The organism is Kaistella sp. PBT33-4 (assembly GCF_029194425.1).
GTDB lineage: Bacteria > Bacteroidota > Bacteroidia > Flavobacteriales > Weeksellaceae > Marnyiella.
Genome location: NZ_JARFYL010000001.1, coordinates 236468 through 256014 on the forward strand (window position 1 = coordinate 236468; position 19547 = coordinate 256014).

At 42.9% G+C, this 19547-nt stretch carries 18 protein-coding genes; 10 read left to right on the forward strand and 8 right to left on the reverse strand.

Features of this window, described 5'->3' with window-relative positions:
• Nucleotides 1–194 precede the first annotated feature (194 nt).
• Nucleotides 195–2081, reverse strand: a complete 1887-nt coding sequence (locus P0M11_RS01045; protein ID WP_275624066.1) for an ABC-F family ATP-binding cassette domain-containing protein — start codon at nucleotides 2079–2081, stop codon at nucleotides 195–197.
• A gap of 65 nt (nucleotides 2082–2146) precedes the next feature.
• Nucleotides 2147–3010: a glycoside hydrolase family 25 protein gene (locus P0M11_RS01050; RefSeq protein ID WP_275624067.1), complete on the reverse strand. Its 864-nt coding sequence runs from the start codon at nucleotides 3008–3010 to the stop codon at nucleotides 2147–2149.
• A 169-nt stretch (nucleotides 3011–3179) separates the two neighbouring features.
• On the opposite strand from P0M11_RS01050, the gene P0M11_RS01055 reads away from it, so the two are divergent.
• From P0M11_RS01055 to P0M11_RS01065, 3 genes are read left to right on the forward strand one after another with little or no spacing between them, the layout of a single operon-like run.
• A complete protein-coding gene (locus P0M11_RS01055) occupies nucleotides 3180–4442 on the forward strand; it encodes an NAD(P)/FAD-dependent oxidoreductase (protein ID WP_275624068.1) in 1263 nt (420 codons plus the stop codon).
• Entirely contained in the window at nucleotides 4439–5116 is a 678-nt protein-coding gene (trmD, locus tag P0M11_RS01060; protein WP_275624069.1) for a tRNA (guanosine(37)-N1)-methyltransferase TrmD, read from the forward strand. Before P0M11_RS01055 ends, trmD begins: the two co-directional genes overlap by 4 nt.
• 19 nt (nucleotides 5117–5135) lie before the next feature.
• A complete protein-coding gene (locus P0M11_RS01065; protein WP_275624070.1) occupies nucleotides 5136–5687 on the forward strand; it encodes a thioredoxin family protein in 552 nt (183 codons plus the stop codon).
• A gap of 9 nt (nucleotides 5688–5696) precedes the next feature.
• Here P0M11_RS01065 and P0M11_RS01070 read toward each other — a convergent pair whose 3' ends face one another.
• Nucleotides 5697–6368, reverse strand: coding sequence for a DUF2461 domain-containing protein (locus P0M11_RS01070; protein ID WP_275624071.1), 672 nt, complete (start codon nucleotides 6366–6368; stop codon nucleotides 5697–5699).
• Between the two features lie 148 nt (nucleotides 6369–6516).
• On the opposite strand from P0M11_RS01070, the gene P0M11_RS01075 reads away from it, so the two are divergent.
• From P0M11_RS01075 to P0M11_RS01105, 7 genes are all read left to right on the forward strand, one after another.
• Complete coding sequence (locus P0M11_RS01075; RefSeq protein WP_275624072.1) at nucleotides 6517–8250, forward strand: DEAD/DEAH box helicase; 1734 nt, start codon at nucleotides 6517–6519, stop codon at nucleotides 8248–8250.
• A gap of 156 nt (nucleotides 8251–8406) precedes the next feature.
• A complete protein-coding gene (locus P0M11_RS01080) occupies nucleotides 8407–9126 on the forward strand; it encodes a DUF2490 domain-containing protein (RefSeq protein ID WP_275624073.1) in 720 nt (239 codons plus the stop codon).
• 88 nt (nucleotides 9127–9214) lie between these two features.
• On the forward strand, nucleotides 9215–9853 hold the full coding sequence (locus P0M11_RS01085) for a DUF47 family protein (RefSeq protein WP_158064846.1): 639 nt from the start codon (nucleotides 9215–9217) through the stop codon (nucleotides 9851–9853).
• A 23-nt stretch (nucleotides 9854–9876) separates the two neighbouring features.
• On the forward strand, nucleotides 9877–11019 hold the full coding sequence (locus tag P0M11_RS01090; RefSeq protein WP_275624074.1) for an inorganic phosphate transporter: 1143 nt from the start codon (nucleotides 9877–9879) through the stop codon (nucleotides 11017–11019).
• Nucleotides 11020–11130: 111 nt separating this feature from the next.
• Nucleotides 11131–12102 (forward strand): polyprenyl synthetase family protein, encoded by a 972-nt coding sequence (locus tag P0M11_RS01095; RefSeq protein WP_158064844.1) that lies wholly within the window; start codon nucleotides 11131–11133, stop codon nucleotides 12100–12102.
• A 26-nt stretch (nucleotides 12103–12128) separates the two neighbouring features.
• Nucleotides 12129–13100, forward strand: coding sequence for a GSCFA domain-containing protein (locus P0M11_RS01100; RefSeq protein WP_275624075.1), 972 nt, complete (start codon nucleotides 12129–12131; stop codon nucleotides 13098–13100).
• Nucleotides 13101–13104: 4 nt separating this feature from the next.
• Nucleotides 13105–13872 carry a TatD family hydrolase gene (locus tag P0M11_RS01105; protein ID WP_275624076.1) on the forward strand — a complete coding sequence of 256 codons (768 nt, stop codon included), beginning with the start codon at nucleotides 13105–13107 and terminating at the stop codon, nucleotides 13870–13872.
• Between the two features lie 68 nt (nucleotides 13873–13940).
• Here the strand turns inward: P0M11_RS01105 and P0M11_RS01110 are convergent, their stop codons facing one another.
• From P0M11_RS01110 to P0M11_RS01130, 5 genes are all read right to left on the reverse strand, one after another.
• Nucleotides 13941–15194 carry a DEAD/DEAH box helicase gene (locus P0M11_RS01110; RefSeq protein ID WP_275624382.1) on the reverse strand — a complete coding sequence of 418 codons (1254 nt, stop codon included), beginning with the start codon at nucleotides 15192–15194 and terminating at the stop codon, nucleotides 13941–13943.
• A gap of 169 nt (nucleotides 15195–15363) precedes the next feature.
• A complete protein-coding gene (locus P0M11_RS01115; RefSeq protein ID WP_275624077.1) occupies nucleotides 15364–15852 on the reverse strand; it encodes a DUF6438 domain-containing protein in 489 nt (162 codons plus the stop codon).
• 437 nt (nucleotides 15853–16289) lie between these two features.
• Nucleotides 16290–17081: a hypothetical protein gene (locus P0M11_RS01120; protein ID WP_275624078.1), complete on the reverse strand. Its 792-nt coding sequence runs from the start codon at nucleotides 17079–17081 to the stop codon at nucleotides 16290–16292.
• Nucleotides 17082–17309: 228 nt separating this feature from the next.
• Complete coding sequence (locus tag P0M11_RS01125) at nucleotides 17310–17825, reverse strand: retropepsin-like aspartic protease (RefSeq protein WP_275624079.1); 516 nt, start codon at nucleotides 17823–17825, stop codon at nucleotides 17310–17312.
• Between the two features lie 25 nt (nucleotides 17826–17850).
• Entirely contained in the window at nucleotides 17851–19545 is a 1695-nt protein-coding gene (locus P0M11_RS01130) for a hypothetical protein (RefSeq protein WP_275624080.1), read from the reverse strand.
• Nucleotides 19546–19547: the final 2 nt, after the last annotated feature.

The following is a 19547-nucleotide window of genomic DNA, read 5'->3' on the forward strand; positions in this document are numbered from 1 at the left end:
GCTCTTTTCTGCAAGCTTATTTTTAATTATTCTAAATAGTTTTAATGGAAATGTGTTAACTTCCTGAAAGCATTGCTGGTAGCCCGGAAATGAGATTTGTCATGTAACACTGTATGCGCGACAATCCGTCACATCTTCAGACCCAAAATACAGGAAGTTCTTTGGGGAGATCTCCTTGAGGGATAAGAAAGTACTTATATTTCCTGGAGTTCCAGCCAGCGCAGTTCCATTTCTTCCAGTTTGGAAGTCAGCGATTCCAGTTCGGCGGACAAATTGGAGATCACTCCATACTCGGTTTCTGTAGTAAGTTGCTGCATAATAGCTGCACGTTTTTCTTCAATAATAGGTAGTTCCCTGTCAATCATCTCAAGTTCGCGCTGCTCTTTGTAGGAGAGTTTGCGCTGTGCCGAAGGAGATTTGGGAACGGCTTGTGCAATTTCGGCCACTTTGGGTGCCTGCATTGAGGGTTGCTCAGCCAGTTTTTTGCTTTCCTGGCTTTTCATCTCGCGGTATTCCGAGAAATTACCCACAAAGTTCCTGATTTTGCCCTCGCCTTCAAATGCCAATACGTGATCTACAACGCGGTCTATAAAATAACGGTCATGCGATACGATAATTAAACTGCCCTGAAACTGCTGAAGGAAATTCTCCAAAACGGTAAGTGTGGGAAGGTCCAGGTCGTTGGTTGGTTCATCAAAAATCAGGAAGTTTGGATTTTGATAAAGCACGTACATCAGGTGAAGTCTTCTTTTTTCGCCACCGGAAAGTTTTGAAATAGGGCTGTACTGGGTTTGGTCATCAAAAAGAAACAGACGCAGAAACTGTGACGCCGAAATCGTACGGCCGTTGGCCAACGGGAAATTCTCAGAAATATCCTTTATGAAATCAATTACGCGTTCTTCTTCCTTATATTTAAGACCTTTCTGCGAAAAATAGCCAAATTTTATGGTTTCGCCCGTCTCTATGGAGCCACGGTCATAAGGTTCCAGACCCTGGATGATATTAAGCAGGGTGGATTTGCCTGCACCGTTTTTGCCCACGATTCCAACTTTTTCGCCACGCTGGAACTGGTAGGAGAAATCCTTCAGCAGGACTTTTTCGCCGTAACTCTTACTTATATTGTGTAGCTCCAGGATTTTATTGCCCAGCCTTTTCATTTCGAAATCGAGTTCCAGTTTTTCCTTGCGGGTGTCCGTTTTGGCCACTTTCTCGGTTTCGTAGAAATCGTCGATCCGCGATTTGGATTTCGTGGTGCGGGCTTTGGGTTGGCGGCGCATCCATTCCAGTTCCTTGCGGTACAGGTTGTTCGCCTTGTCTATTGTAGCATTCAGGTTGTCTTCGCGAATCATTTTGTTCTCCAGGTAAGTCGCATAGCTTCCATTGTGAACATAGAGGTTCTGGTCTTCCATCTCCCAAATCAGATCGCAAACCGCATCTAGGAAGTAGCGGTCGTGAGTAACAAGCAGGAGCGTGATCTTAGCCTTGGAAAGATAATTTTCCAGCCATTCCACCATTTCCACGTCCAGGTGATTGGTAGGTTCATCCATGATGAGGAGGATTTGGCGGTGTTCAGCGCGGGTTTCAGTAAGAAGTTTTGCCAGGGCCACACGTTTGATCTGCCCACCGGAAAGCGTGCCCATTTTGGCTTGAAGATCGGTGATCTTCAGCTGCGAAAGGATTTGCTTCATCTCGTTTTCCAGGTCCCAGGCTTTATGGATTTCCATTTCGGCCAGAGCTTTTTCCATATCGTCGGGATTCTCGGTGTGCAAGGCGTGGTGGTAATTCTTTACTGCTACAATAGGTGCTGAATCCAGTGTCATCATAAATTCCTCTACGGTAAGATCTGAATCAAATTCAATTTCCTGATCAAAAAGGACCACCTGTATGTCTTTGTTGATGACAACATTACCCGAATCTGCGATCTCTTTTCCCATCAGGATTTTAAGAAGCGTAGATTTCCCGCTGCCGTTCTTGGCCACAATGGCGATTTTGTCCCCTTCATTTACATTGAATGAAATGTTTTTAAAAAGGACCTTCATGCCAAATGATTTGGTAAGATTTTCGGCGCTGACGTAGTTCATGGAAACGGGATTTTGTACGCGGTGTAAGGCGTGAGATTAAAGCAGCAAAAATACGATAAATGATGTTAATCCAGCGTCAGCCTTTTCAGTGACCACAAACTTCCGTTGTAAATGTCTACATCGACCTTGGTGTTAATGCCGTAGACAATTCCGTTTTCGGTGAACTGCCAGAAGTCCCAACGTCCTGTGGGCGTAGGTTGGGGAACATCGTTGTAGTTAGCCAGCCAAAGCGGATACTCTTCAAACTCACCGTCCAGAAAATCCTTGTAATAGTGATAATAAGTGTAGATAATGGGCTTTTCCCCATAGGCTTCTTCCACGATCCTGCACCATATCTTCAGGTCTTCAATCAGTTTGGCGTTGGTTTTCCGCTTCGGAATACGTTCGATATCCAGCACCGGTGGCAGGTCACCGGACTCCAGCTTTACATTTTCCAGGAAATTATTGGCCTGACGTACAGGATCTTCATCGGCACGGTAAAAGTGATAGGCACCCCTTATCAGATTGTGTTTTTTAGCCAGTTTCCAGTATTCATCAAAATGCTTATCAGTGTTTCGGTTACCCATGGTAGCACGAAGCACGGCAAACCGGATGGGGATGGCACGGTTGCCGATGCTGAGGCTGTCCCATGTAATATCTTCGGACCTTTGGTAGTGGGAGATGTCTATGCCAAAAGTTTTATCGGCATAATCGCCAATGATCCTGTTAATCCGCTGCTCCTCAAATTCAGAATTGGTGAGTTTCTTATGCTTAAAAGGCCGGAAATGCATGGCGTAATAAAAAGAGATTTTTTCCTTAAGATAATAACCGGTGCCCATAAGGCTTAAAGCAAGTACAATCAGCAAAACCGTTCTGCGAACTATGATTTTGCGCCGCCGGCTTTTGTGGATTTTTTTACGGACTTTCCCTTTGGTTCTCTTATTTGGCATTATACTGCAAAAGTAACGTTAAGAAGTATAAATAACGAATTTTACAGCTTTTGATTTCGGTATGGTATAATGTTCGTTCCCTTGTAAAGATCACAATCCTGCCGGATTCAATTCACCGTAGTGAGGCGAACGTGCAGGGCATCAATTATTAATTAGGTAAATTTGTACTATGGAAACACGGGAGAAAATTGTAATCGTAGGCGGAGGTTTCGCAGGGCTTCAGCTCGCCAGGTCGCTCAATAACAAGAACAAGAAGGTGTTTATGATAGATAAAGTAAACCATCATATGTTTCAGCCGCTGTTCTATCAGGTAGCCTGCGGCAGGATTGAGCCCAGCAATATTTCATTCCCTTTCCGCAAGATTTTTCAGCGCTCCAGGAACATCCAGTACCGCATGACGGAAGTACAGCGCATAGTACCCGAGCAGAACAAGATTATTACAGAAGATTCCGAATTTACCTATGACAAACTGGTAATTGCGACAGGCTGCAAGACCAATTTCTTTGGAAATGCCGAGATGGAGAAGCTGGCCTTTGGCATGAAGAATACCCAGGAGGCCATAGCCATAAGGAACCATGTGCTGCTTACATTTGAGAAACTTATCATAGAAAGAAAACGCAGTGACGACGGCAACTGGAACATCGTAATCGTAGGTAGCGGACCCACCGGTGTGGAGTTGGCCGGCGCCTTTTCCGAAATGAAACGTGAAATTCTGCCGCGTGACTATCCGCACATGAACTTTGAGAATCTGAACATCATCCTGGTGAGCTCTACGGAGACGCCCCTTTCCAATATGAGTGCGGAATCGCAGAAAATGTCCGAGAAATATCTGAATGAACTGGGCGTTATTTTCATGAAGGGCGAAATTGTGACCGCTTATGACGGCGACCGTGTGCTGCTGGCCAACGGTAAGGAGATACCCGCTAACAACGTAATCTGGGCAGCCGGTGTTACGGGCAATATTATTGAGGGACTAAGCGAGAGTCAAATTTTCCGTAACCGTTACATTGTGGACCGTTACAACCGGGTGAAGGGAACAGAAAATATTTTTGCGATTGGAGATATTGCACATATGGAAACTCCAAAATACCCGCAGGGCCATCCCCAAGTTGCCAATGTAGCCATAAATCAGGGTAAAAACCTTGCGCGGAATTTAGTCAGGAAAAATGAAGCTGATTGGGTGGAGTATGAATATGTGGATCAGGGCAGTATGGCCACCATCGGGAAGCACAGGGCCGTGGTGGATTTACCCGGTTTTAAGTTTCAGGGTTTCCTGGCCTGGTACTTCTGGATGTTCCTGCACCTTATGCTCATCCTTTCGGTGCGCAATAAACTGGCAATTTTCTTTAACTGGATGTGGAGTTATGTGAATAAAGATTCATCTTTGCGCCTGATAATCGTCCCAAACAAAAAAAATAAGACTGAACAATGAGAATTGATATAATAAGTGTACTGCCGGAACTTATGGAAAGTCCCTTCCAGACTTCCATTCTGAAAAGAGCCATGCAGAAAGGCCTGGCCGAGGTACACTTCCATCAGCTGCGGAACTGGAGTGTGGGGAAGCACCGGAAAGTGGATGATGAACCCTATGGCGGTGGTGCCGGAATGGTAATGTTGGTGGAGCCTCTGGATCTCTGCATTTCTGAACTGAAATCCCAGCGTGACTATGATGAGGTGATTTACCTGACTCCTGATGGCGAAACCCTAAATCAAAAAATGGCCAATTCACTTTCCATAAAGAAAAACCTTATCTTTCTGTGCGGACATTATAAAGGAATCGATCAGCGCGTGCGGGACCTGCATATTACAAAAGAAATCTCAATCGGTGATTATGTGCTTACCGGCGGCGAACTGGCTGCCTGTGTACTTGCAGATTCTGTAATCCGCCTGCTGCCGGGTGTGCTGAATGATGAACAGAGTGCGCTTACCGATACCTTCCAGGATAATTTGCTGTCGCCACCTATTTATACGAGACCTGAAGAATATAAAGGTTTAAAAGTGCCCGAAATTCTGCTGAGCGGTCACTTCGCCAAAATTGAGGAATGGCGTCACGACGAAGCGGTCCGAATTACCCAGGAACGCCGCCCTGATCTGCTGAAAGATTAACCCGAATGATAATTTGTATATGAAGGCTCTATTCCATAATAATCAGTTTCTAACTAAGAAACTTGTTTGCCTGCTGGCGCTTCTTTTTTTCAGTCTGAGTTATGCGCAGAAGCCTGTGAAGGCTATCAAATCCGAATTTACAGCCGATGTCCTCAGCCAAAAGCTCATTGGCGCGGACGGTAAGAAGCAAACCGTAGCGCAGGTGCTGAAACCTTATGAGGGGAAGGTGGTACTGATCGATTTCTGGGCCAGCTGGTGCCGGGACTGCATACTTGCCTTGCCCAAAACCAATGCGCTTAAATCAGCAAATCCCGATTTGGTTGTCATTTATTTTTCACTGGACCGTACACATGACCAATGGAAGCGCGGTCTGGATAAATACGGAATCGCCGGCGGGATCAATTATTGGTTTGATGAGGGTTGGAAAAACAAGTTCAACGATTATATTGAGCTGAACTGGGTACCGCGTTTTATATTGGTTGATCAAAGCGGTAAAATTGCTGATTATTATGCAATCACCCCTGACGATCCTGAACTTTTGGCCACAGTTAAAAAGCTTACCCAAAGGTAAATTTTATTCCTACTGCTTTTTAAACGGGGCACTTAAAAAATCATTCAGAGGTTTAACCTGTTTGAACATGTCTGCCAATTTTTTAACGGCGTCCTTTTCCAATATTTCCCTGTCTGTTAAGTTGTAAACTGCGATGTAGCTTTTTAGTTTCAGTACTTCAGCCATGGGGTCATCTTTGTCAAATCCCGCCGGAATCCGTATGAGCTTATCCTCCTCAGAGAGTCCGGTAAAGTATTTGCGGAATTCGCTGCCGTTGATGATGGCCATAAATTCATCAGCGTTCACGGAAATTTCCCTGCGGATTTCTTTCAGGATACTGCTGTCGGGCTTATAGACACCTGCCGCCAAAAAGGATTTACCCGGTTCGATGTGAAGATAGTAACCCGCAATCTCTGAACCTTTGCCCATGCCCAGTCCGGCACCGAAATTGGTTTTATAAGGCGTTTTGTCTTTGGAAAAGCGCGTGTCGCGGTAAATCCGGAAAATGGACTTTTTAGCGTCAATTTTTAGGACAGCTTCATCAAAGTCCGAAATTTCCTGAATAAGGGCATCAACAAAATTTACCATATTTTCCTGCGCAACCAGATACCGTGACTTATTGCAAGTAAACCATTCGCGGTTGTTGTTTTTGTTAAGGTCTGTAACGAAGGTTAATGTCTCCTTAGATAATGCATCAGCCATAAAAATATTTTACATAAAAGTATACAAAAAGAATTTACCGCTAAACTTAGTATGCTTTACATCTTTAACACTTATTTAATAAAAGCAGTTATTTTTTATCAAAAATAAAATAAGTATCTTTGCGGCAGAATTATAGACGATCTTTTACATGAATTTATTTACGGAGACCAACTTAAGTCCTGAAATTTTGAAGGCAGTTGGCGAACTGGGCTTTGTAAGCCCAACAGAAATCCAAAAACAGACTATTCCTTTTATCTCTACAGATATACGCGATCTCATCGCACTTGCGCAAACAGGAACAGGCAAAACAGCAGCATTTTCGCTTCCGATTTTGGATATGATTGACGACGGGAGTCGCAAAATCCAATTTTTGGTGCTTTGTCCTACCAGAGAACTTTGTTTGCAGATTACCAAAGACATTAAAAATTATTCGAAATATATGAGAGACATCAAGACCACTGCGGTCTATGGTGGATCGAGTATTTCTGACCAAATCCGCTCCCTGCGTGATAAACCACAGATTATTGTGGGTACACCGGGTCGTGTGATCGACCTTATAAACAGAAAAGCACTTGATTTTTCAGAAATACAGTGGCTTGTTCTGGACGAAGCTGATGAAATGCTTTCCATGGGTTTCAAAGATGACCTGGAAACGATACTGAGAGAGACTCCTGAAACCAAACATACCTACCTTTTCTCGGCAACGATGAACAAGGAGGTGGAGAGGATCTCTAAAAACTACCTTACAGAACCTCACCGCATTTCTGTGGGTTCAATAAATGAGGTGAAGAAAAACATTCAGCATGAATATTATGTGGTAGGTTACCGTCATAAGAAGGAAGCGCTGAAAAGACTTATCGACGCAAACCCAAATCAATATTCCATCATTTTCTGCCGTACCCGTATGGAGACGCAGGAGGTTGCAGATTTCCTGATGCAGAACGGTTATGCCGCCGATGCGCTTCATGGCGACCTTAGCCAGGCACAAAGGGATACGGTGATGAAGAAATTCAGACTGAAAAATATTGACATTTTGGTAGCTACCGATGTGGCTGCCCGTGGTCTTGATGTGAATTCCCTTACCCATGTAATCCATTATTCACTGCCGGACGATCCAGAAGTATTCGTACACCGTAGCGGTAGGACAGGACGTGCCGGAAAAGACGGAATCTCCATGGCGCTTATCAAGCCTGAGGAGTCCAGAAAACTAAAGCAGATAAAGATGTCCACCAAAATTGACATCATTGAAAAGAAAATTCCTACAGGTGACGCAATCATTAAAGCACAGGTAGGTGGTGTTTTCGAAAAACTGTTTACCGAGCACGAGGAGTTTTTCACTTTTGATGATGCTCTGATTCCGGATCTTTCCGATTTCAGTAAAGAAGAATTGGTACACAAACTTCTGCAGCTGCAGCTAAGGGACCTGGCGATGTTCTATAAGGACAAGAACGACATGGTGGACCAGAAATTCAGCAGTGACGACCGTGGTGAAAGCCGCCGCGACCGTAACCGCCGCGACCACGATGACAGGGGAAGAGGTGATCGTGACCGTGGTAATGACCGCAGAGACAGTTTCCGTGACGGAGGCAGAGACGGTGGCCGTGATTTTGGCCGGGACCGGAAACCGAAAAGAAGTAACTGCGATATGGTGAGATTTTTCTTCAACCTTGGAAAAAGAGACCACCTGAAAAAAATGGATATGCTGGAAATCCTGAACAAGGCCACCGCAAAATCCAAAAAACGTCCGGACATCGGTGATATTGAAATCATGGAGAAGTTTTCCTTCTTTGAAGTTGAGAAATCCTTCAAGGATGAGGTTATAAAGGGCCTGAAAACCCAGAAGTTTAAAGGAAAGGAAATGAGAGCTGAAGAGGCCAACTAAACTTTCTTTTGCAGAGAAAATTTGAAGCACGGTCAGCCGTGCTTTTTTTATGCCAAAAATTCTGTGCACCTTCTGATGTTACACATCGATTAACTTAATATTAAATTAACATTGTTAACATAGCAAGTTTAGTACCTTTGTCGCTTAAATCAAGCTATGAAAAAATCGCTGAACTTATTGGTACTCCTTCTGACTTTTACCACAGGTTTTTCGCAGACCAATCCGCGCGAACATATTTCATCATTCAATATGATGTCATTCTCCTATAAACATGACAAGAACTGGCTGGCGTATCTGGAACTTCAGACACGCGGCATCGAGGATTTTGTAAAGATCGACTATTATGAAGTTAAAGGTGGTTTGGGTTACAATATAGGCAAACACCAACCTTTTGTAGGAATCGGAACTTACGGAACTTACAGAAACAGCGATTTTTATCAGCGCGAAACCCGTTTGTGGCTGCAATACACCTACTCGCACAACCTGGACCGCCTGAAACTGGATCATAGGGTTCGTGCCGAAAAACGTCTGTATTATTACCCTCAAACGGATACGGAAGCCAATACAGAACGTTACCGTTACAGGCTCTCCGCCACCTTGCCGATTAACAGGGAAAAACTGGAAGCCAATACCTTTTTTGTAAATGCCTTCAACGAAGTTTTTGTGGGCCCTGAAGAACCCACCTTCAAGAGAAACAGGTTTCTGAGTGGAATTGGATACGTGTACAACCACAATGTGAGTGCCAACCTGGCCTATATGTGGCAACGCGAATTCACCGCAGACAATACCCGGAATCTCCATTTCCTTTATTTTGCACTTAATTTCACGCTGGACAGGCTTAAAGATGTGCCGCAGTCCTATCCGGTAGCGGACTGACAAATGTGAACAAAACTTAATATAAAACATAAAAACCTTGTGCCCGGTTATCCGGATATTTGCAACTCTAAATTAAACAACAGACAAAATGGGAATTGGTAACATTTTCAAGGCATTTCAGCCAAAAGACAAAGTCTTCTTCGTACTGTTCGAAAAGGTAGCAGACACTCTTGTGCAGATGTCTCAGGAATTTCACGACGGAATGCTTGATTTCGACCTGAATGACGATTCACTCCTTAAAAAGATGAGTGATTATGAACATAAAATGGACGATCTTACTCATGAGATCTTTGTACAGCTGGGCGAAAACTTTATCACGCCTTTTGACCGCGAGGACATCAACATGCTTGCAGCTGGCCTGGACGATATTGCGGATTACATTTATGCTTCATCCAAATACATCTTCCTCTACAAGACACCGGATGTAAAGGAATTCTCTGAATTTTCCCTGCTTATTCACAAATCCTGCGTCGAGATCCAAAATGCGATCCAGCATCTGAAAGGATTTACCAACCCTGCAGAAGTGAAGGAATCATGCATCAAGATCAATTCTTTTGAGAATATTGCTGATGATGTGCTGTCCCAGGGTCTGGTAAGACTTTTTGAGACGGGAGATGCCATCAACATCATCAAGACCAAACACGTTCTTGAATATCTTGAGATCGTGACCGACAAGGCCGAGGATGTGGCCAACACTATTGAGAACATTATTATCAAGTACGCGTAAGTGCAATAATTTTTTACGAAAGAATGGAATTACCAATTCTCCTCATAATAATCATTGTCCTCGCGCTGATCTTTGATTATATTAACGGATTTCACGATGCTGCAAACTCAATTGCAACCATCGTGTCTACTAAGGTTCTAACGCCGTTCCAGGCTGTACTTTGGGCTGCTGTCTGGAACTTTGCCGCCTTTTTCCTTGCCATGTATGTCATTGGCGAGTTTAAGATCGGAAACACCATCGCCAAGACTGTAAATGAAAACTTCATTAACCTGGAGGTTATTCTCGCGGGTCTGGTAGCAGCGATATTCTGGAACTTACTAACCTGGTGGTTCGGCATCCCGTCATCTTCATCGCACACCCTTATCGGAGGCTTCCTGGGTGCCGCTCTAATGAATGCGCTCGTAATGGATTATCAACATGTGGTGGCCAGTATGCCTCATCTGGGAATTTGGGATACACTCAAGCTGGCTTTCCAGCAGCTGTTTACCCAAAATGTGGTAAAATATGAAAAGGTGATTCCTATATTCCTCTTCATTTTCATGGCACCCTTCATCGGTATGGTGGTATCAATACTTATTACACTCGCCATCGTTTACTTTGCAAGAAGAAGCAACCCGCGTAAGGCCGACAAACAGTTCAAGAGATGGCAGCTGGTTTCATCTGCACTTTTCAGCGTAGGTCACGGCCTTAATGATGCGCAGAAAGTTATGGGTATCATTGGTGCAGCGGTAATTTATTACCACGTGGTAATGATTGGAGGCACCGACGAATATGCAATGATGGACTCATCAGAGCGTTTCAAGCATTTTACTTCGGATTATGTTTGGGTTCCCTTTGTTTCCTTCCTTGCGATCGCTCTGGGAACCATGAGTGGTGGCTGGAAAATCGTAAAAACCATGGGTACACGTATCACCAAGGTTACCCCACTGGAAGGAGTAAGCGCAGAATCTGCCGGAGCCATTACCCTTTTCCTGACCGATCATCTGGGTATCCCGGTTTCCACCACGCACACCATTACAGGTGCCATTATTGGCGTAGGTCTTACCAAAAGAGTTTCAGCCGTTCGCTGGGGAATTACAGTAAGCCTGCTGTGGGCCTGGATCTTAACGATTCCTATTTCGGCCATGGTAGCAGGTATCACTTACCTTTTAGTGAAAATGATATAAGAAATTAATTTCATTATATAGACAAGCCACTCCTTTATTTAGAGTGGTTTTTTGTTTATAACCTTACCTAAAACATCTATAAAACCGTATTTTTGCATCAAAGAATAAAGTATGGAATTTTTAGATCAGTATCAGGAAATTGTTTCGGAGGCCATTACAAAATATTCCTTCAGGGATAAACCTCAGGAGCTGTATGAACCTATGAATTATATCATTTCCAACGCCGGAAAACGACTCCGTCCCATTATGGTACTGATGGCCTGCGACCTCTTTGGCGGTGAGCTATCAAAAGCGGTAAAGCCTGCACTGGCCATAGAGTATTTCCATAATTTTACACTTATTCATGACGATATTATGGATGAGGCACCGCTGCGGCGAAATGTCCCCACCATACATACTGTGTACGGCCTTAACACGGGCATCCTTTCCGGTGACGGACTATTGCTCAAGGCATATAAATTCTTTGAAGACCTGGAACCCAATCTTTATAAAGCCTGTGTACGTGTATTTACTCATACCGGACTTCTGCTTTGCGAAGGTCAGCAGTACGACATCAACTTTGAAACGCAGGACAATGTGACATACGAGGAATATATCCGCATGATCACTTACAAAACGGGCGTCCTCAGTGCCTCGTCTTTTGAAATTGGAGCACTGATTGCAGGAGCGAAATTTAAGGATGCAAAGAATATCTTCAACTTCGGTAAGCATATCGGTATTGCATTCCAAATTATGGATGACTACCTGGATGTGTTTGGTAACCAGAAAGATTTTGGTAAGAAGCATGCCGGCGATATTTACGAGAACAAAAAAACGGTCCTCTATCTTCTCGCTAAGGAACACAGTACACCGGAAGAGCGTAAGGAACTGGAATTCTGGTATAGCAAGAAAACGGATAATGTGGATAAAGTCTATGGTGTGGAGAAAATTTTCCGCAGAACCAAGGTCGATGAGAAAACACTCCGTTTGGTTGAGAAGCATAATCAGATTGCTCACGATTATCTGATGAAGATTGACATTTCGGATGAGAAGAAAAAACCTTTTATTGAACTGGCCAACTATCTGCTCAGAAGAGAAAGCTAAACCGTCTTATCCGCGTTACATTGTTTATGAAATTCAGAACAGAGGTTAATATAAAGGATTCCACCGTTAAGATGCAGCCTGAAGACTGCATCTTTGCAATTGGCTCCTGCTTTTCCGAAGAAATTTCAGCGCTATTGGCCACAGGTCAGCTGCAGACGCTGAGCAATCCGTTCGGCACCATCTTTAATCCATATTCAATTAATACGTCGGTGAAAAGGCTGCACGACTCCGCCTTTTACGACCAGGAGGATCTGGTGGCTTATGACGATCAGGTAATCTCACTGGACCATCATACCAAATTCAACTCAAGGTATGCCCACCAGACCCTGGAGCTTATTAATCATGGGATAGAGGAGGCTAACTTATTTTTGCAGAATACAAAATGGGTGATCATCACCTATGGAACTTCCTTCGTCTACGAATTTCTTCCAAAAAATAAACTTGTGGCCAACTGCCACAAAATTCCCGGAAAATTCTTTAAAAAACGACTGCTTACCAATCTGGAGCTGGCGGATGCGATGTATGAAACCGTGACCCATCTGAAAGACATCTGTCCTGAGGGTGTCCAGATCCTTTTCACCGTTTCTCCGGTACGTCACACCAGGGATGGGATGGAAGGAAATACACTCAGCAAGGCCAAACTTATTACTGCGGTACATGAAGTCACAGAGCAGTTTGATGACTGCCATTATTTACCTGCTTATGAAATACTGATGGATGACCTCCGGGACTATCGTTTTTATAAAGACGACCTAATTCACCCCAGCAACCAGGCGGTCCAATATATCTGGGAAAAATTTGGAAGCGCGTATTTCAGCGACCAAACCATGGATTTTGTGGAAGAAAACTTCAGGATCAGCCGCGCACTTGCCCACAGACCGTCAGACGAAACTGACCCAAGATACCAGGATTTCCTGGAGAATCTGAAAGGCAGGATTGCCCTGCAGCAAACCTTTGTAAAGCACACGGTTTTTTCAGACGCATTCCCTCAACAATAACAAAATGATTGATACCCATACCCATCTGTATTCCGAAGAATTTGATGAAGACCGTGCGGCAGTAATTGACCGCGCTGTCGCAAAAGGCGTGAATCAGTTTTACCTGCCCGCAATTGACTCCGAAACCCATGAAAAAATGCTGGCGGTGGAACAGGATTATCCGGACCGGATATTTTCCATGATGGGTCTGCACCCATGCTATGTAAAACCCGAAACCTGGGAGCACGAGCTTAAAATTGTAGAGGAATATCTGAATAAGCGAAACTTTCCGGCCATCGGGGAGATTGGCATTGACCTTTATTGGGATAAGACAACTTTGGATATTCAGGTGAAAGCTTTTGAAACACAGATAGACTGGGCAATAGAACGGGATCTGCCCATCGTCATCCATACACGCGATAGCTTTGATGAGGTTTTTGAAGTACTGGAAAGGAAAAAGCATCCAGGACTGCGCGGAATCTTTCATTGCTTTTCCGGAAATCTGGAACAGGCCCGCCAGGCCGTCGAGCTCAACTTCCTGCTTGGAATCGGTGGAGTGGTCACCTTTAAAAACGGAAAGATTGATCAGTTCCTGCATGAAATTCCCCTGGATAATATCGTGCTGGAAACTGACTCTCCCTACCTGGCGCCGGTGCCTTTCCGCGGGAAAAGGAATGAAAGTTCCTACCTGGATCTTGTTGTAGGTAAACTGGTTGATGTTTACGGTAAAGACTATTCTGAAATTGACAGGATAACTACCGAAAATGCCCTTAGGCTCTTTGGTAAGGAGTAAACTGACTCCCGCATGTAGCAAAAAAAAGCCTCTTCAATTCGGAGAGGCTTTGACTTTCAGCAGATATTTTATTTATTTCTGGAAAAATTACTTTTATTGTGAGGTTTCTTGTAGCCGATGTTTTCTTTGGCCTGTGGTTTTGGCCTTGGAGTAAAAGGTTTGTTGTTGGAATCCCTTTTTTGCGGCACCAAACTGTCCGTGTGGAAAGGGTGGTCACGCTCTACCGGAATTTTTTTGCCGATGAGTTTTTCAGTATTCTTCAGGTTCAGCAGGTCCAGACCGTCCACAAAAGAAATGGACTGTCCCTCGGCGCCGGCTCTTCCCGTTCTGCCGATACGGTGAACGTAGGTTTCGGAAACATCAGAAAGTTCAAAATTAACGACATACTTCAGTTCATCAATATCAATTCCTCTGGCGGCAATATCTGTAGCCACCAAAATCCTAGTTTTTCCGGACTTGAAGTTCGTAAGTGCGTTCTGCCTTGCATTCTGGGACTTGTTACCGTGAATGGCTTCTGCTGATATCTTATGAGACTGCAGTTTTCTGGCGATTTTATCGGCACCATGCTTGGTTCTGGAAAACACAAGTACAGATTCTCTGATGTCGTTTTTCAGGATGTGTGTCAGCAGTTCCAGCTTGTCTTCCTTCTCAACGAAATAAACCTTCTGCTGTATGGTGTCTGCCGTGGCAGATACCGGAGCCACAGCTACCTTCACCGGGTTGTTCAGTATGGAATTAGCCAAATTCTTGATCTCATCCGGAAACGTTGCTGAGAAAAACAGCGTCTGTCTTTTCTCCGGAAGCATCTTCACTATTTTCTTTACGTCGTGTACAAATCCCATGTCAAGCATTCTGTCGGCTTCGTCCAGAACGAAGATTTCCAGTTGCTTCAGTGAAATAATACCCTGTGAGATGAAATCCAGCAATCTCCCGGGCGTAGCCACCAATATGTCCACACCTCTTTTCAGCGACTGCTCCTGCGCACCCTGCTTAACGCCACCAAAAACCACCAGGTTTCTGAGTTTCAAATTACGGCCGTAGGCATTGAAGCTTTCTTCAATCTGAATGGCCAGTTCACGTGTAGGTGTGAGGATCAGAGCCTTAATCTGGTTGTTACGGATGTTTTTTTCCGTAAGGTTCTGCAGGATAGGGATGGCAAAGGCTGCTGTTTTTCCGGTTCCGGTTTGTGCAGTTCCCAGCAGGTCCCGGCCTTTCAGTATTTCGGGTATAGCCTGTTGTTGGATTGGAGTTGGTTTCTCATAACCTTCCTGCTTAAGCGCATCAAGTATGGGCTTAATTAAATTTAAGTCTGTAAATAACAAAATTTTGTCCTGTATTAAAATTAGTGCGGACGAAGCGTTATGCTTCTTCATTCATCCTGTCCTCAATATTTAAAACAGAATCTTTTAGTAAAACGAATTACGAAATGGCTTAGAATGCCGCGAAATAGACTGCAAAGATACGTTTTTATATAATACAATAGCTAAATCCCTACTCACCAACTTTTTCCCAGGTCTGGTTGTGTCTTAAATCCTCGAAGTAGCGGTAAAGCTTCTCCAAATCCGGTGTGCCGTGCTTGCCGTAGTCTTCAACTGTTTTAATAGTTCCATCGCTAAAACTCAAACGCAGGAATGAAGTTGGCAGGTCGGTAACATTCCGGCTGCCATATTTAGCTTTGAGGGTTTTTGGTTTCAGCGCGTTCAGCATTTCTACGAGTGTACGGTAGTCTTCTTCTTTAATGGTACCTTTAAAAGTACCTTCCCGCGGCATGGAGAATTCATCTTTGGACCGTCCGTCAGAAAAGTTAAAATGTTCTGCTTCCAGCACAGCGGTGCGGTCCGGATTGATGGTCATCTTAAAGATAGGGCAGAAGCCAAAGCAGGCGCCGGCCTCGTATTCAATTGTGGTATATTCTGATTTATTCTGTGCGGTACAGGCCATTAACAGCGCCGCACCGATAAAAAGAAGCATGTATTTCATGTGGAATTTTTTGTGTAGTGCGCAACAAGTGTTCCAAAATAAAGGGACAGGGAGCATGGCAAATCTCGTAGATGCGCAAATTGTCCGCCCGTAAACGGTTTAATTTCTCACACCTCATTGCTCACCAAGCTCCATCAAACCGTTCACTACCTCGAAACTTTATTTCGGCAAATTTGCCTAATTTACATACTTATCTTTAATTAAAACAGCACTATGACGGTCGGTACGAATTAAAGGGAGGAATAATTACAAAATTAAGCGGTTGGGGATTATAAAGCACGACAGCGGATTACAAATCCCTACATCGAGGGCTTTTGGTATGCAACCTCAAAGTTAGTGAGTTACTTAGATACCTTCTTTTTTTATTAAGGACGCTGTTGTTTTTAATCATTTAATCCTGAGAGAAGCAATGAGAGGTAGTTGTGTATGCTATTTTTTTAGAAATCTCCAATTAATGACAATCCAATCAACGCAGTATTGTTTGAGAGTAACTTCCATTTACGTTCATATACATCCAAAAAATAAATTTTGCCTTTTTGAACACTGTTAATAAAACTTATGGAGGGTTTGTCAATTTTAATCTTGTCAGAACCAAATTCTTCAATTACTTGAATGGAGATAAATAACCCTTCTTTTGGAATCATCACAAAATTATCAGTAAAATCGATGGAGTTTTCTTTCTTGTTTAATTTATTAATATTTATTGTGATGCTACTATTCTCAATGGGTTCGTTTTCTATTACTTCATTAGAAATATTATAAAATTTTATCACTAAAATAGCTGCTTTATTTTCGTATGTTTTTTTAATAGGAACCATTAAGCTTTTGATTATTCCATCCTTATTATATGGATTGCTAATTTTAAATCCATATTCAAGCCCTAAAGGAATAACAGTGGTGCTGTTATTCTTAGTTTTCGCAGAGATATATTTTCGTTCTCTCTTAATCAAATGAACTTCAGGAATATTGATAACTTTAGGGGATAGTTTTACAGGATTTTCTATTTTTTTTAAAGTTTTATCATAATACCCAGGCTTTTTGATAATGATGTTTTTATAAGCTCCCGATAAATTAAAATTGCCCAAAGAATCAGTAAAAAATCTATTTCCGTCAATTAAAATTTCAGAATAAGAAATCGAAGACTTATCTAAACTATCAACTACTGAAATTTTTTGACTTTTTACAATTATAACCGAGAAGAGAAAAATAATAAAAATTAATTTATTCATATCGCGAGTTCACTTTTTTTAATAATAAAAAGTAGGCCATTTGGCCTACCTTGTTAATTGATATCAGTAGTGGATCTAAAGGAGTAATTTGTGCAGCGCAAGATCTTGGAGCAGTATAAAAAACCAAACCAGAATCACCTTTAGCCATAGGATTAGCTTTGTGTCTGGTCATATTAAAATAATATTGATACTAACTAAAGGAAAAATTCTCAAAAAGCAGACTTAGAATCACCTTAATATAATCCTGCTATTCCTGTTGTCAATCTCAATAGTGCCAAACTGTTCCAGTGCGGACTGACCCAGAAGTAAGGGTGATTCAATATTATCAGAAACACTGGCTTTTACGTTTCGGAGAATTCTGTTACCAATCTTCACCTCTTTCAAATTGATCACTGTTCCGACAGAAACATCACCAGTTGCGTCCTGATATTGCTCCTCACCAATTAAATCTTCCTCGTTCAAGGTCCCCTGTTTCACCAGAACCAATGCTTCGGCCGGTGAGATAAAAATAGAACTTGCGCCCGTATCGAATATAAAGCGAAGCGGAATACCATTCAGTTCAATCCATACAAAATTCACCCCGTTTTCCCGCTCCATCTGCACGACATTCTCTTGCGGAGCCTCCAGCCCCGTTTGGGCTGCCGGTGCTAATGCAACCGGATCTGATATACGCACTGAAGCATGTTCAGGCGAGGTGACCACAGAATTGGTTATAACTGGAGTGCCACTGCTACCCTTTTTCATAGAATCTGCAGAGGGGTGCTCGCAGCTATTTACTAAGAGTGCTGACAGTAGAAGGAGGGGTAGCGCTTTCATTATTATTTAAGACCTTTGTATTTTCTCTATCTTTACCTAAGTTGGATGGAGAAGCTTGAACCGTCGCACTATTGCCCTCCTGACCTGTTTGTTGAGACTCTTTCTTATAGATTGGGATTTGTAAACCATCTGTTCTCACCAACTTTCTGTCTTTGAAATTATCGGGATTAATTTGTACAAGATGTTCGCCGTATTCTTTGGTTTTTTTAAAATAAGGCGACCCGATATCAGTGGGATTTGCCTTAAATATCCTGCTAACCACTGAGTCCAAAGACATAGGAAGTGGGGAATCGGAAAACTGCTTTTTAATTGTCATCTTTAGTTCATCTTCATTTAGAAAACCGTTAGATTCCGGACTCAACTGTATCGCCTGGGTACTGTCAAGTTCGGTGTCCTGGTTTGCTTCTGCTTCACTTGCAATAATCGGAGAATGTTCCTTAGATGTGCTGTCTCTAAGAAAGTACAGCGTTGCGGCTGTTACAAGAACAAGCAGAAGTACGACCCCAGCAGTTATTATTTTTGGTGACAAGCGGCCCCTCCCGCGCCTCTCACGCCCTTCAGCCATATAACTTGTAGTTTCTGGAACCGGCGCTCTCGTTACCCCGGGTGCGCTGCGGTTTACAGCCAGCGATTCCATTTGCTGCGGCTCGTTAAAACTGGCTTTTCTTTTATCAAAATCGCTATGTAGTTTTCTTATTTCATTTTCAATTTGCTGCAGTTCTCTTAACTTCAACGCTGGTCCATTGAGCCGTAACTGGAGCCTTTTAAGTTCAGCAATATGTTGGTTATAAGATGCTTCGTATTCTTTGAGATTTCGTTCAGAATCGGTAATCTTTTTTTGATTATTCTGATGAATTTCCTTATTACGATTAATGGTTTCCAAGTACCGCTGCATGTGCAAATTCTTTACGTTATTAATTTCATCCAACTCTCTCTGTACCTTAGCAAAAGATTTCTGTTGCTTCTCTAACTTACGCTTCTCTACCAACTGCAATTTAGCACTGAACTGTTTAAGCTCGCCAACCTCCTGAATCAACTCAAATAACCCCTTCCTTTGCACATAGAATGCAACATTCTGATCGTCTGTGAAGTAGATACTATCATAATCATTTAATAGATCAATAGCATTATTTAAGGCCTCTGAAATATTTTTTAAAGATGTAAAAACAACGACATTTTTGCCTTTTTCAGTAAAATCTACGTCCGAAATTGCGTTAGGATTTAATTTAAGAGCACTATTATTCTGTATATATACTTGAAAATGATCCGAGTGGCTTACCTGTATGATGCCATTCTGAACATTATTACTGTTTGAAATTAACCTGCTGTGTAAATTGTCCAGAACATTTAATACCGTTTTAGCGTCAACTATGCCGTTGCTCATCACTATTGACGCGCCTACAAATGTGCCACCGCGACTAGATTCCCTCTCCGCAGCGTAAGAGTATTTCGCAAGTGAAATCACCATATCATGACCCACCATTTCTTTGCGCAGGGCGTACATCGCTACGGTACTTTCAAAAAGTTGGATTGCCGTCGGATTCAAATCAAACTTCCTAATTGATTGTATAGGACCGGATGTAGATTGGGTAAAACCATTTGGATTACCAAAAGTTCCAAAAATTGTATAAGATATACTTGCTGTCATTT

What these genes read in the sequence shown, in the direction of transcription:
- P0M11_RS01075 (WP_275624072.1), top strand. Translation starts at nt 6,517, where the DNA reads ATGAATTTATTTACGGAGACCAACTTAAGTCCTGAAATTTTGAAGGCA.
- P0M11_RS01095 (WP_158064844.1), top strand. Translation starts at nt 11,131, where the DNA reads ATGGAATTTTTAGATCAGTATCAGGAAATTGTTTCGGAGGCCATTACA.
- P0M11_RS01115 (WP_275624077.1), bottom strand. Translation starts at nt 15,852, where the DNA reads ATGAAATACATGCTTCTTTTTATCGGTGCGGCGCTGTTAATGGCCTGT.
- P0M11_RS01125 (WP_275624079.1), bottom strand. Translation starts at nt 17,825, where the DNA reads ATGAAAAAGGGTAGCAGTGGCACTCCAGTTATAACCAATTCTGTGGTC.
- P0M11_RS01130 (WP_275624080.1), bottom strand. Translation starts at nt 19,545, where the DNA reads ATGACAGCAAGTATATCTTATACAATTTTTGGAACTTTTGGTAATCCA.
- P0M11_RS01100 (WP_275624075.1), top strand. Translation starts at nt 12,129, where the DNA reads ATGAAATTCAGAACAGAGGTTAATATAAAGGATTCCACCGTTAAGATG.
- trmD (WP_275624069.1), top strand. Translation starts at nt 4,439, where the DNA reads ATGAGAATTGATATAATAAGTGTACTGCCGGAACTTATGGAAAGTCCC.
- P0M11_RS01050 (WP_275624067.1), bottom strand. Translation starts at nt 3,010, where the DNA reads ATGCCAAATAAGAGAACCAAAGGGAAAGTCCGTAAAAAAATCCACAAA.
- P0M11_RS01105 (WP_275624076.1), top strand. Translation starts at nt 13,105, where the DNA reads ATGATTGATACCCATACCCATCTGTATTCCGAAGAATTTGATGAAGAC.
- P0M11_RS01090 (WP_275624074.1), top strand. Translation starts at nt 9,877, where the DNA reads ATGGAATTACCAATTCTCCTCATAATAATCATTGTCCTCGCGCTGATC.
- P0M11_RS01065 (WP_275624070.1), top strand. Translation starts at nt 5,136, where the DNA reads ATGAAGGCTCTATTCCATAATAATCAGTTTCTAACTAAGAAACTTGTT.
- P0M11_RS01045 (WP_275624066.1), bottom strand. Translation starts at nt 2,081, where the DNA reads ATGAACTACGTCAGCGCCGAAAATCTTACCAAATCATTTGGCATGAAG.
- P0M11_RS01070 (WP_275624071.1), bottom strand. Translation starts at nt 6,368, where the DNA reads ATGGCTGATGCATTATCTAAGGAGACATTAACCTTCGTTACAGACCTT.
- P0M11_RS01080 (WP_275624073.1), top strand. Translation starts at nt 8,407, where the DNA reads ATGAAAAAATCGCTGAACTTATTGGTACTCCTTCTGACTTTTACCACA.
- P0M11_RS01120 (WP_275624078.1), bottom strand. Translation starts at nt 17,081, where the DNA reads ATGAATAAATTAATTTTTATTATTTTTCTCTTCTCGGTTATAATTGTA.
- P0M11_RS01085 (WP_158064846.1), top strand. Translation starts at nt 9,215, where the DNA reads ATGGGAATTGGTAACATTTTCAAGGCATTTCAGCCAAAAGACAAAGTC.
- P0M11_RS01055 (WP_275624068.1), top strand. Translation starts at nt 3,180, where the DNA reads ATGGAAACACGGGAGAAAATTGTAATCGTAGGCGGAGGTTTCGCAGGG.